We start from the raw sequence: 13,087 nt of genomic DNA on the forward strand, positions 1-13,087 counted from the left end.
CCTAGCTCAAATGGACTCGGGTCGCGACGGCGCAGGCCTGAGCGGCGACCGGGTCCGGGATTTCATCTCGTCCAGAATGTCCTGCATCTCGCACAGCGCCAGATGCAGCCGGATGCGCGGCAGGCGCGACACCACATCTGCAAGCGAGGTGTTGGCGGCGAAGGCGGAGAGCAGGATCTCCAGCTCCTCCGCGCTGCTGCCGCGCACCATGGCCCAGAACAGATAGGCGCGCGGGTGACGCACCGGCCCGCGCCAGCGCGGCGAGGTGCGGATCGTTCCGCGGTCGTCCTGCATCTGATCCACATCGGCCCAGATGGCGTCGCACCTTTGCGCCAGCTCCGCATCGGTGAGCCGGGCCAGATCGAACCTGAGATTCAAGGCCAGTGTCATTGCGTCCCTGCCCTGAGGGGATGAATGCCAGTGGAGTCATTCTAGGCCGGCCGCAACCTGTGCGCGAGTCAGCGTTTCCAGCGCGTCGCAGCCGGCGAAGATGAAGTCGGTGACGCCCGCGGGAGCAAGCGTCGCCTGAAGCTCGGCTGCGGGCTTGCCGGCGAGCCAGACGGCGGTGGCGCCGGCCGCCTTCAGCGCCTCGGCCGCCGCCACGCCCTCGGCGCCGTAGACCTCATCGGAGGAGACGAGACAGGCAAAGGGCGTGCCCGACGCCTTGAAGGCGGCGACCAGCGCGTCGCGGTCGGCGAAGCCGTCCGGCACCGGGGCGGCAATGCCGCCGGCCTCGAAGAAGTTCTTGGCGAAGGTGGCGCGGGCGGTGAAGGCGGCCACCGGGCCGAGCGCGGCGAGGAACACCACGGGGGCCTTGGGCGCGGCCTCGGCGGTGTCGCGCAGGGCCTCGAAGGCCTCGGCGATGCGGGTGGGGGCAAGCGCGCCGTCCGCCACAGGGGTGGCGGGCGGCAGCGGCGCCAGCACCTCCGGCACCTCCTGCACCAGAATGGGGAATTCCGAGGTGCCGGTGATGGGGGCCTTGCGGGTGGCGACGTCGGCGTCGCGCTTGGCCTTCACCTCGGCGATCTCGGCCTTGAACCAGCGGTCCTCCAGCACGTCGGCCATGCCGCCGCGCTTCTCGATGGTGCGGAACAGGTCCCACGCCTTGGCGGCGAGGCCGTCCGTGTGCGCCTCCATGGTGCCGGCGCCGGCGGCGGGATCGGCGACGCGGTGGACGTTGCTCTCCTCCAGCAGCATCACCTGCGTGTTGCGGGCGAGGCGGCGGGCGAAGGCATCCGGAAGGCCCAGCGCCTGGGTGAAGGGCAGCACCGTCACGCTGTCCGCCCCGCCGACGCCGGCGGCGAAGGCGGCGACCGTGTTGCGCAGCAGGTTCACGTAAGGATCGCGGCGGGTGAGGGAGCGCCATGCGGTGGTGCCGTGCAGCTTCAGCGGCTTCTCCGGCAGGCCGCATTCGCGCAGCACGGCGGCCCAGAGCAGGCGGAGCGCGCGGAACTTGGCGATGGTGGCCGTCTGGTTCACGTCCGCGACGAGGGCGGCCTCGATGCGGCCGGCGGCCTCCTCCAGCGCGATGCCCGCTTCGGCGTAGGCCTTGAGGTAGGCGACCATGGTGGCCAGCACCGCCGCCAGCTCCTGCGCATCCGAGGCGCCGGCCGCATGATAGACGCCGCCGTCCGCTCGGGCGAAGGGGCCGGCGAAGCCGCGCGCGCCGAGGATGGCCGAGGTCTCAGCGAAGCGCTTGGCCAGCAGCGGCCACGCCATGGGCAGGGTGCCGTGGGCGGCGAAATCGCTTAAGGGGTCGAGGCCGAAGGAGACGGAGACGCCCTCCGGCTTGAAGCCGCGCGCCTCCACGAGATCGGCGAAGGCGAGCGCATCCTCGCGGCCCTGGAAGGCGCCGCTCTCGATGCGCACGTCGATGAGGTCGAGCAGCACGTCCTTCAGCACGACGGCGAGGTCCGTGCCCTCCGGCAGGCCGAAGCCGTGGGCGGAGGGGGACGCGGAGAAAACGAGGGACAGGCCCGAGGCGCCGCCATCGAGGTCTTCCAGCGCCTGCGCATTGGCCTCGGCCGCGTCGGTCTGGTCCACCCGCATGGAGATGACCCACGGCGCGCCGGCCGGCCGCCCGGCGACGATGGGCGCATCGGCCTTGCGCTCGGGCAGGGCGTCCAGCGCGAGGCCCTCATAGGTGCGCGTCACGAGGCGCTTGTCGTAGGGCGCGCCCTTCAGCACGCCTTCCACCAGCTTCAGCCAGTCCGCGCGGGTGACGGGGGCGATGTCGGTTGCGAAGGGGAGGGCGGTGGCGTCGGTCATGTCAGGACCTCGGAAGGGAAGGGGTCGGTCGCATCCCGGCCGACTGGAGCGGAGCAAAGCGGAGCGGAAGGAGAGCCGGGATCCAGCGCGAGACTTCCGCGCAGCGGACAATGCCCGGCACCGCTGGAGTGTGCCGCGCCTGCGGCGGCTTGTTGCGCTGGGCCCCGGATCGGCGCTCCACCTGCGGTGTCGCTTGTCCGGGGCGCGAGAGTGCAATCGCCCCCATCACCGCCGCTCCCGCGCGGCGAGCGCGCGCTCGGCGTCCACGATGTAGTCGCGGATCACCGGCACGTCGTCGCGCTTCTCGGAGAGGAGGAGCTGGAACACCATGTTGGAGCCGTGCAGAAAGCCCAGCTCCACGGCGGCGAGGTAGAATTCCCACATGCGGCCGAAGCGCTCGCCCATCATGGCGTCGGCTTCCGCGCGGCGGGCCATGAAGTTCCTCCGCCAGGCGCGGATGGTCCAGTAATAGTGCAGCCGCAGCACCTCGCAGTCGTCCACCCAAAGATGCGTGCGCTCGGTGGAGGCGAACACCTCGGACAGCGCCGGCACATAGCCGCCGGGGAAGATGTATTTGCGGATGAAGGGCGCGGTCGTGCCGGGGGGCGACATGCGGCCGATGGCGTGGATCAGCGCGAAGCCACCGGCGTCCAGCAGGTTGCGGATGGTGGTGAAATATTCGTCGAAATGGGCGACGCCCACATGCTCCATCATGCCGATGGAGACCACGCGGTCATACTTGCCGGTGAGGTTGCGGTAATCCACCTCGCGGAAGTCGATGCGGTCGATCACGCCGGCCGCCTGCGCGAGGCGCCGGCTCTCGGCCAGCTGCTCGGGCGAGACGTTGATGGCGGTGACCTGCGCGCCGCATTCCTTCGCCATGTAGATGGCGAGCCCGCCCCAGCCGGAGCCGATCTCCGCCACCCGCATGCCGGGGGAGATGTTCAGCTTGGCCGCGATATGGCGGAACTTGTTGCGCTGGGCATCGGCCAGCGGCTCGTCGGGATGGGTGAAGTAGGCGCAGGAATACGCCATCGTCTCGTCCAGCCACAGCCGGTAGAAATCGGCCGGGTGGTCGTAATGGGAGGAGACGTTCTCCTTCGCCTTGGAGACCGGGTTCGCCTGCTGGAACCGGCGCACCGAGCGCCACGCCTTGCGCAGCGCCTGCTGCACGGGGTGGGAGCCGAGGCCCTTGCGGTTCACCGAGAACAGGTTGAGCAGCTCGAACGCGCCGGCCCCATCCTCGAAGGAGAGGCGGCCGTCCATATAGGCCTCCGCCGCCACCAGCTCCGGATTGAAGAACAGGTCGCGCTCCAGCTTCTTGTCGTGCATCCGCACCGTGACGGACGGGCCGTCCTTGCCCGAGCCGAACACGTGGCGCTTGCCATCGGCCGTGATGACCGTGAGCTGGCCTTTTTCCACGAAGCGGCTGAGGAGGTGGGAGAGGAGGCGCATTCAAAAGGCTCCGGCAGGCGCCCGGTCCCGCGCAAGCGGGAGGGACGGGGAGGGGGCGGGTGTGCCGGACATTTTCACATGACGGGGCGCGAGGCCACCCTCGTGCCCCGGCTGACTGGAGCGCAAGCGGAAGGAGAGCCGGGGCCCAGCGCAAAGGTACGCCGGAGGCGGCTCTTCTCCCGCCGATGCGGGAAACGGGCTGCTGCGCAGACTCCTCTCCTGGACCCCGGCTCCGCGCTCCGGCTGTGCCGTCGCTTGGCCGGGGAACGGGCGTCCGTTGGACGCCCGCAGGGAGAGGTCTGCCGGAAGCATCACGCGAATTCCAGGATCACCGCATCCACCGCGAGGCTGTCGCCCGCCTTGGCGTGGACGGCCTTGATCATCCCGTCGCGCTCGGCGCGCAGCACGTTCTCCATCTTCATGGCCTCGACGATGGCGAGGATCTCGCCGTTCTTCACCTCCTGGCCGGGCACCACGGCGACGGAGACCACGAGGCCGGGCATGGGGCAGAGCAGCTCCTTGCCGCCGCCCGCATTCTCCTTCTTCGGCATCAGCGCCGCCAGCGAGGCGGACAGCTCGGTGTAGACCTGCGCCTTGGTGGAGATGCCGCGATGGGCGAGCACGTAGCCATTGGGGATGGGGCGCACCTGCACCGCCACCTGATCGGCATCGATGGTGCCGGTCCACACCACGTCGCCGGGCTTCCAGGTGGAGCGCAGCAGGTGGATGTGGCCGGGGGTGCCGTCCGCCTCGAAGATCTGCACCTTGAAGCCGCCGTCCACCGCCTCGACCTCGCACGGGGTGGAGATCGTCGCCTCGCCGGCCGAGAGGTTGACGATGCGGCGCTTGGCGAAGCGCCACGTCACGCCGGAGGTCTGGCCGGAGATCTGGCGCTTGCGGGTGTTCTGGATGTGGTCGATCACCGCCGCCACGGCCGAAAGCGTGTGCGTCAGCTCGCCTTCCGGGGCGCGGGCGACGAAGCCCTCGGGATATTCCTCGGCGATGAAGCCGGTGGAAAGGTTGCCCGACTGCCAGCGCGGATGGGACATCAGCGCCGAGAGGAACGGGATGTTGTGGCCGATGCCGTCGATGGCGAAGGCATCCAGCGCGTCCGCCTGCGCCTCGATGGCGATGGCGCGGGTGGGGGCGTGGGTGACGAGCTTCGCGATCATCGGATCGTAGAAGATGGAGATTTCCCCGCCCTCATAGACGCCCGTGTCGTTGCGCACGGTGATGGGGCCATCCTTGCCTTCCGCCGGGGGCCGGTAGCGCACGAGGCGGCCGGTGGAGGGCAGGAAGTTGCGGTAGGGGTCTTCCGCATAGATGCGGCTTTCCACCGCCCAGCCGGTGAGCTTCACGTCGTCCTGGGTGATGGTCAGCGGCTCGCCGGCGGCGACGCGGATCATCTGCTCCACCAGGTCGATGCCGGTGATCAGCTCCGTGACCGGGTGCTCCACCTGCAGGCGGGTGTTCATCTCCAGGAAGAAGAAGCTCTTGTCCTGACCGGCAACGAACTCCACCGTGCCGGCGCTGTCGTAGCCCACCGCCTTGGCGAGGGCGACGGCCTGCTCGCCCATCTTCTTGCGGGTGGCTTCATCGAGCAGCGGGGAGGGGGCTTCCTCGACCACCTTCTGGTTGCGGCGCTGGATGGAGCACTCGCGTTCGCCGAGATAGATGACGTTGCCGTGCTTGTCGCCCAGCACCTGGATCTCGATGTGGCGCGGATCGACGATGAACTTCTCCACGAACACGCGGTCGTCGCCGAAGGAGGATTTCGCCTCCGAGCGGGCGCGGTCGAAGCCGTCCTGCACCTCGTCGCGGGAATAGGCGATGCGCATGCCCTTGCCGCCGCCGCCGGCGGAGGCCTTGATCATCACGGGATAGCCGATCTCGTCGGCGATCTTGGCCGCTTCCTCGCCAGTCGCGATCTCGCCGAGATAGCCGGGCACGGTGGAGACCCTGGCCGCGGCGGCCGCCTTCTTGGACTCGATCTTGTCGCCCATGGCCTCGATGGCATGGGGGTTCGGGCCGATGAAGACGATGCCGTGCTCGGCGAGGAGCTTGGGGAAGGAGGCGCGCTCGGAGAGGAAGCCGTAGCCGGGATGCACCGCCTCGGCCCCGGTCTTCTTGCAGGCCTCCACGATCTTCTCGGCGATGAGATAGGACTGGGCGGCCTGCGGCGGGCCGATATGCACCGCCTCGTCCGCCATCTCCACATGGAGGGCGTCCTTGTCGGCGTCGGAATAGACGGCGACGGTCTTGATGCCCATCTTGCGCGCCGTCTTGATGACGCGGCAGGCGATCTCACCCCGGTTCGCGATCAGGATCTTCGAGAACATGGCGTTCGTTCCTTTGCGCCAGCGGCGCTGAATTCTTTGCGGTCCTCTCCGGGTTTCCCCTCTCCCCTTGCGGGAGAGGGTGCCGGAGCGCAGCGGAGGCGGGTGAGGGGGCTGCCCGGCGCCTCGCGCAGCGGCGCGATACCCCTCACCCCGGCCCTCTCCCGCAAGGGGAGAGGGAGATCACCGAAATCCCGGCCTCACACCGGCATGTTGTCGTGCTTGCGCGGGGGCTGCTCCAGCTTCTTGGTGCGGAGCATGGCGAGCGCGCGGGCGAGGCGGCGGCGGGTGGAGCGGGGCGTGATGACCTCGTCGATGAAGCCCCGCTCGGCGGCGACGAAGGGCGAGAGGAAGCGCTCTTCGTAATTCTTGGTCTGCGCGGCGATCTTCTCCGGGTCGCCCATGTCCTGGCGGAAGATGATCTCCACCGCGCCCTTGGCGCCCATCACCGCGATCTGGGCGGTGGGCCAGGCATAGTTCACGTCGGCGCCCACATGCTTGGAGGCCATCACGTCATAAGCGCCGCCGAAGGCCTTGCGGGTGATGACGGTGACGAGCGGCACGGTCGCCTGCGAATAGGCGAACAGCAGCTTGGCGCCGTGCTTGATGAGGCCGCCATACTCCTGCGCGGTGCCGGGCAGGAAGCCGGGCACGTCCACGAAGGTGACGATGGGGATCTCGAAGGCGTCGCAGAAGCGCACGAAGCGGGCCGCCTTGCGGGAGGCGTCCGAGTCGAGCACGCCGGCGAGCACCATGGGCTGGTTGGCGACGAAGCCCACCGTGCGCCCTTCGATGCGGCCGAAGCCGGTGAGGATGTTCTTGGCGTAGGCCGCCTGGATCTCGAAGAAGTCGCCCTCGTCCACGACCTTCAGGATCAGCTCCTTCATGTCGTAGGGCTTGTTCGGATTGTCCGGCACCAGAGTGTCGAGGCTGGCGTCGGTGCGGCCCGGATCGTCGAAGGAGGGCCACTCGGGCACGCCGTCGATGTTGTTGGCGGGCAGGAAGTCGATGAGGCGCCGGGTCTCCAGCAGCATCTCCACGTCGTTCTCGAACGAGCCGTCGGCCACCGAAGACTTGGAGGTATGCACCTTGGCGCCGCCCAGCTCCTCGGCGGTGACGGTCTCGTTGGTCACCGTCTTCACCACGTCGGGGCCCGTGACGAACATGTAGGAGGTGTCGCGCACCATGAAGATGAAATCGGTCATGGCGGGGGAGTAGACGTCGCCGCCGGCGCAGGGGCCCATGATGAGCGAGATCTGCGGGATGACGCCCGAGGAAATCACATTGCGCTTGAAGACCTCGCCGTAGCCGCCGAGCGCCGCCACGCCTTCCTGGATGCGGGCGCCGCCGGCATCGAACAGGCCGATGATGGGGGCGCGGGTCTTCAGCGCCATGTCCTGGATCTTGGTGATCTTGCGCGCATGCTCCTCGGAGAGGGAGCCGCCGAACACCGTGAAGTCCTTGGCGAAGATGAAGACCTTGCGGCCGTTGACGGTGCCCCAGCCGGTGACGACGCCGTCGCCGGGGACCTTCTGGTCCTCCATGCCGAAGTCGACGCAGCGGTGCTGCACGAAGGTGTCGTATTCCTCGAACGTGCCGCGATCGAGCAGCAGGCTGATGCGCTCGCGGGCGGTGAGCTTGCCGCGGGCATGCTGCGCCTCGATGCGCTTGATGCCACCGCCGAGGCGGGCGACACCCCGCCGGCTCTCGAGCTCCTCAAGGATGTCCTTCATGCCGAGCGCCTTTCAATGAGGCCAGAGGTAAATTTGAGATTAGCGGGTTCCCGCGCGCTCGCCAGAGCTTTCGCGCCGGCTTTCCCGCAAGGCCCGCAGGCGTTTCCCGCAAGTGCGTCGCAACTCGGCTAACAGGAGTTGCGATGCATTGGAATATGTGAAAAATTGACATTGCGAATTGTAAATCATTCACATTCCGGAACTCGAAGCTCTGGCGGTACAGGACGTTAGGTCAGTCGCGGCCGACTACCGCTGAGAGGTGCGGGAGGGGACATGCGCCAGAAGGTGTTTGCCGGCCACGCGGTGCGCCGGCTGCGCGAGAAGCTGGGGCTGAAGCAGGGCGAGCTGGCCCAGCGCCTCGCCGTCTCGCCCTCCTACATCAACCAGATCGAGAGCAACCAGCGCCCGCTCACCGCCTCGGTGCTGATCGCCATCTCGCGCACCTTCGCGGTGGACATCACCTCCTTCGGCGCGGAAGACCTCGACCGGCTGGTCGCCGACCTGCGCGAGACGGCGGCTGACCCCCTGTTCAAGGATCTCGACCTCGGCCTTCAGGACATGAAGGCGGTGGCGAACCTTTCGCCCGCCTTCGCCCACGCCTTCCTGCGGATGCATGTCGCGCTGCGTCGCACGGCGGAGTGGCGGGCGTCCCTCGACGATATGATCACGGCTGGCGTCACGCCGGGCGCGGACGAGTCCAAGCTGATCCCCTATGAGGAGGTCCGCGACTTCTTCCATTACATTGACAATTACGTGGATGGCCTTGATCGCGCGGCAGAAAATGCCGCAACGTCACTCGGCATCATGGAAGGGGGCGACCCTGCCGCGGCCATCGCCGCCCATCTCGCCCGCCGCCATCAGGTGCAGGTGGAGATCGGCCCGGCCGACCCCGACGCGCCCCTCTCCCGCTACGATCCGCGGGCGCGGCGGCTGGTGCTCTCCGGCATCCTGCCGGCGGCGACGCGGGCTTTCCGCATGGCCGTCACCATGGCCCAGCTGGAGCATGGGGCGCTGGTGGAGCACACGGTGTCCTCCGGCGCCTTCCGCAGCCAGACGGCGGGGGAGATCTGCCGGCTGGCGCTGCAGAACTATTTCGCAGGTGCGTTGATACTTCCTTATCGCCGCTTCCTCGAGCTTGCCCGCCGCCTGCGGCACGATCTCGATCGCATGGCGCTGGAGACCGGGGCGAGCCTGGAGCAGGTGTGTCACCGCCTCTCCACCCTCCAGCGGCCGGGGGCGAAGGGCGTGCCCTTCTATTTCGCCAAGGTCGACCGGGCCGGCAACATCACCAAGCGGCATTCGGCGACGCGCTTCCAGTTCGCCCGCCATGGCGGGGCTTGCGCGGCGTGGAACGTGCACGAGGCGTTCGAGGTGGCGGGCCGCACTTTGGTGCAGGTGGGCGAGATGCCGGACGGCGCCCGCTACATCTGCCTCGCCCGCGCGGTGTCGAGCCCGGCGCTGCGCCACGGACAGCCCGCGCGGGCCTACGCCTTCGGCCTCGGCTGCGAGGTCTCTTTCGCCCACGATATCGTCTACGCCGACGGGCTGGACCTGAAGGCCGCGCCGGTGGCGAAGCTCGGCGTCTCCTGCCGCATCTGCCCGCGCCGCGACTGCGATCTCCGGGCCTTTCCGCCCCTCGACCGCGACATCCGCATCGACGAGAACGTGCGCGATATCGTCCCGTTCACCATCTCCTGACGCAATTCGGCCGCGCCTGCGCTTGCGAAACGCCTTGCCTGCGCACACGAAACGCCATGAGGGCGGGTTTAAAGTATCCTCATCGGCTCAATGCGAGTCGCATGGGAGTGGTCCATGAGGGTGCTGAAGCTGACCGGCTGGGTAGCCGGGTTGGCCATGGCGGGGATCGTTTCGGCGCAGGCCGCGCCGGCCTTCTCCACGGCAAACGTCAACATCCGGACGGGGCCGGATACCGAATTCCCCAGCCTCGGCGTCATCCCCGATGGCTCGCCCATCGAGGTGGAAGGCTGCCTCCAGGACGAGTCCTGGTGCGACGTGATCTGGCAGGATTTCCGTGGCTGGGTGTACAGCGAGTACATCGGCTACGAGCAGCAGGGCCGCACCGCCGTGCTGCCCGACTGGGGCGTCGCCGCCATCGGCGTGCCGGTGGTGGCCTTCGCCGCCTCGCAGTACTGGAACACCTATTACGTCAACCGGCCCATCTATGTGAACCAGCCCTGGTATGCGGATCGCTACCGCTGGGAGGTCTATAACCCGCGGCCGCGTCCCGGCTGGGGCCCGCCGCCTCCCGGCCCGCGTCCGCCCGGCTGGTGGCGCACCGGCTACGTGCCGCCTCCCGGCATGAGGCCGCCGCCGGATGCCCCGCGCCCGCCGCCCAATTGGGGCCAGCCCGGCTACCCCGGCAGCCCCGGCTATCCCCCCGGACGTCCCGGCTATCCCGGTGGACCGGGCGGTCCCGGCTATCCGGGTGGTCCGGGTGGTCCGGGTGGTCCCGGCTATCCCGGCGGCCCCGGTCAGCCCGGCGGTCCTGGCGGTCCCGGTCATCCCGGTGGCCCCGGTGGTCCGGGTGGTCCCGGCTATCCCGGCGGCCCCGGTCAGCCCGGCGGTCCTGGCGGTCCCGGTCATCCCGGTGGCCCCGGTGGTCCGGGTGGTCCCGGCTATCCCGGCGGCCCCGGTCAGCCTGGCGGTCCTGGCGGTCCCGGTCATCCCGGTGGCCCCGGTGGTCCGGGTGGTCCCGGCTATCCCGGCGGCGCCGGTCAGCCCGGAGGTCCGGGCGGTCCTGGCAATCCGGGAGCTCCCGGCCAGCCCGGCGGTCCGGGACAGGTGCAGCCCGGCCAGCCCGGCGGTCGCCCGGGTCAGCCCGGTGTGCCTCCGGGACAGGTCCAGCCCGGCCAGCCCGGCGGTCGTCCGGGTCAGCCCGGTGTGCCTCCGGGGCAGGTGCAGCCCGGCCAGCCCGGTCAGCCCGGTGGTCGTCCGGGGCAGCCCGGTGGTCGTCCGGGGCAGCCCGGTGTGCCTCCGGGGCAGCCCGGTGTGCCTCCGGGACAGGTCCAGCCCGGCCAGCCTGGTCAGCCCGGCGGTCGCCCGGGTCAGCCCGGTGTGCCTCCGGGACAGGTGCAGCCCGGCCAGCCCGGTCAGCCCGGCGGTCGTCCGGGCCAGCCCGGTGTGCCTCCGGGGCAGGTGCAGCCGGGGCAGCCCGGCCAGCCCGGCCAGCCGGGTGCGCGTCCGGGGCAGCCGTCGCCGGCCGAGCGCCAGCAGCAGCTGCGCCAGCAACAGCAGGAACTGAACCAGCAGCGCCAGCAGCAGCAACAGCAGTTGAAGCAGCAACAGCAGGAGCAGATCCAGCAGCGTCAGCAGCAGATGCAGCAGCGTCAGCAGGAACAGATTCAGCAGCGCCAGCAGCAGCAACAGCGTCAGCAGGAACAGATCCAGCAACGCCAGCAGCAGCAACAGCAGATGCAGCAGCGCCAGCAGGAGCAGATCCAGCAGCGCCAGCAGCAGATGCAGCAGCAGCGTCAGCAACAGCAGCAGCAGATTCAGCAGATGAATCAGCAGCGTCAGCAGGAGATGCAGCAGCAGCGTCAGCAGTACCAGCAGCAGCGCCAGCAGCTGATCCAGCAGCAGCAACAGCAGCGCCCGCCGCAGCAGCAGGCGCAACCCCCGCAGCAGCGGCCGCAGCCGCAGCAGGGCGGGGGCGGCGGCAACCGGTGCCAGGGCCCGGACTGCCCGCAACCGCGCTGAACGAACAGGAGAGCCCGGCCGCAAGGCCGGGCTCTTCGCTTTCGGGGCCCCGCCCATCGACGCGCGCCGCAAGGCGGGTTATGGGCTCCTCATGTCCGCTCCCCTGCGAAATCCCGCGCCCGTGCTGCGCTTCGCCCCGTCGCCCACCGGCCTGATCCATGTGGGCAATGCCCGCACCGCGCTCCTCAATGCGCTGATCGCCCGCCGCGCCGGCGGCACCTTCATCCTGCGCTTCGACGACACGGACGCCGCCCGCTCCCGGGCCGAATATGCGGACGCCATCGCCGCCGACCTCGCCTGGCTCGGCATTGCGCCGGATGTCACCGTGCGCCAGTCGGACCGGCTCGCGGACTATGCGGCGGCGGCGGAGCGGCTGAAGGCCATGGGCCGGCTCTATCCCGCCTACGAGACCGAGGAGGAGCTGGACCTCAAGCGCGGCCTCCAGCGTGCCCGCGGCCTGCCGCCGGTCTATGACCGCGCCGCCCTCGCGCTCTCGCCCGAAGACCGCGCGCGGCTCGAGGCCGAGGGCCGCCGCCCGCACTGGCGGTTCCGGCTCGACCATCGCGTGGTGGCGTGGGACGACGGCGTGCGCGGCCCGCAGCAGGTGGACACCAGCACCCTCTCGGACCCCGTTCTGGTGCGCGCCGACGGCAGCTTCCTCTACACGCTCCCCTCGGTGGTGGACGATCTGGCGCTGGGCGTCACGCAGGTGATCCGGGGCGAGGACCACGTGACCAACACGGCGGTGCAGATCGAGATCTTCGAGGCGCTGGGCGGCCCGGTGCCCGGCTTCGCCCACCACAATCTGCTGACCCTTCCGTCCGGCGAAGGCCTCTCCAAGCGGCTCGGCCACCTCTCCTTGGGGGCGTTGCGCGAGGCGGGGCAGGAGGCGCTGGCGGTGGCCGCGCTCTCGGTGCTGGTGGGCACCTCTCATGCGGTGGAGCCGGTGGACAGCCTCGATGCGCTGGCGGCGATGTTGGACCTTGCCGCCATCTCCCGCGCGCCCGCCCGCTTTGATCCGGCGGATCTCGACGCGCTGACCGCCCGCACCCTGCACCTCATGCCCTTCGCCGCCGCAGCCGCGCGGCTTCAGGCGGCGGGGGGCGGCGGCGGGGAGGCGTTCTGGCTGGCGGTGCGCGCGAACCTCTCCCGGTTTGAGGATGCGCGGGGCTGGTGGGAGATCGTCGCCACACCGCAGGCGGGCGTCATCGCGGAGGCGGATCGCGCCTTTCTCACCGCCGCTGCCGGCCTGTTGCCGGCCGAGCCGTGGGACGGCACCACATGGAAGGCGTGGACCGGGGCGGTGAAGGCGGCCACTGGCCGCTCGGGCCGGGGCCTTTTCCACCCGCTGCGCCTTGCGCTGACCGGCCGCGAGACCGGGCCGGAACTTGCGGCCTTGTTGCCGCTGATGGGCCGGGCGCGGGCGGAGGGTCGGCTGCGGGGGGAAGTGGCGTGAGGGAGCGCCGAGACTAAAGAACCGCCGTCATGGCCGGGCTTGTGCCGGGCATGACGCTCCCCGGACCAGTGACACCGCAGGTGGAGCGCCGATCCGGGGTCCAGCGCAAGAGTTTCCGCGCA

The 13,087-nt window shown here is 69.8% G+C and carries 8 protein-coding genes; 3 read left to right on the forward strand and 5 right to left on the reverse strand.

Annotation, left to right across the window (positions count from 1 at the left end; translation table 11 throughout):
- Positions 1–6 precede the first annotated feature (6 nt).
- The 5 genes from EJ105_RS22580 to EJ105_RS22600 all read right to left on the reverse strand — a co-directional run bounded on the left by EJ105_RS22580 (position 7) and on the right by EJ105_RS22600 (position 7,792).
- On the reverse strand, positions 7–390 hold the full coding sequence (locus EJ105_RS22580) for a hypothetical protein (protein WP_029558977.1): 384 nt from the start codon (positions 388–390) through the stop codon (positions 7–9).
- A 36-nt stretch (positions 391–426) separates the two neighbouring features.
- Positions 427–2,268 (reverse strand): methylmalonyl-CoA mutase subunit beta, encoded by a 1,842-nt coding sequence (locus EJ105_RS22585; protein ID WP_250168109.1) that lies wholly within the window; start codon positions 2,266–2,268, stop codon positions 427–429.
- A gap of 225 nt (positions 2,269–2,493) precedes the next feature.
- On the reverse strand, positions 2,494–3,723 hold the full coding sequence (locus EJ105_RS22590; protein ID WP_250168110.1) for an SAM-dependent methyltransferase: 1,230 nt from the start codon (positions 3,721–3,723) through the stop codon (positions 2,494–2,496).
- 311 nt (positions 3,724–4,034) lie between these two features.
- On the reverse strand, positions 4,035–6,062 hold the full coding sequence (locus EJ105_RS22595) for an acetyl-CoA carboxylase biotin carboxylase subunit (protein WP_250168111.1): 2,028 nt from the start codon (positions 6,060–6,062) through the stop codon (positions 4,035–4,037).
- 197 nt (positions 6,063–6,259) lie between these two features.
- On the reverse strand, positions 6,260–7,792 hold the full coding sequence (locus EJ105_RS22600) for an acyl-CoA carboxylase subunit beta (RefSeq protein WP_250168112.1): 1,533 nt from the start codon (positions 7,790–7,792) through the stop codon (positions 6,260–6,262).
- Between the two features lie 273 nt (positions 7,793–8,065).
- On the opposite strand from EJ105_RS22600, the gene EJ105_RS22605 reads away from it, so the two are divergent.
- The 3 genes from EJ105_RS22605 (at position 8,066) to EJ105_RS22620 (ending at position 12,965) form a co-directional block, all read left to right on the forward strand.
- The gene (locus EJ105_RS22605; RefSeq protein ID WP_250168113.1) at positions 8,066–9,490 is read left to right on the forward strand and encodes a helix-turn-helix domain-containing protein; all 1,425 of its coding nucleotides are present in this window, start codon (positions 8,066–8,068) and stop codon (positions 9,488–9,490) included.
- A gap of 114 nt (positions 9,491–9,604) precedes the next feature.
- Positions 9,605–11,509, forward strand: coding sequence for an SH3 domain-containing protein (locus tag EJ105_RS27885; RefSeq protein ID WP_284145595.1), 1,905 nt, complete (start codon positions 9,605–9,607; stop codon positions 11,507–11,509).
- A gap of 91 nt (positions 11,510–11,600) precedes the next feature.
- Positions 11,601–12,965, forward strand: coding sequence for a glutamate--tRNA ligase (locus tag EJ105_RS22620; RefSeq protein ID WP_250168114.1), 1,365 nt, complete (start codon positions 11,601–11,603; stop codon positions 12,963–12,965).
- Positions 12,966–13,087: the final 122 nt, after the last annotated feature.

The organism is Xanthobacter aminoxidans, assembly GCF_023571765.1.
In the GTDB taxonomy this organism is placed as follows: Bacteria; Pseudomonadota; Alphaproteobacteria; order Rhizobiales; family Xanthobacteraceae; genus Xanthobacter; species Xanthobacter aminoxidans.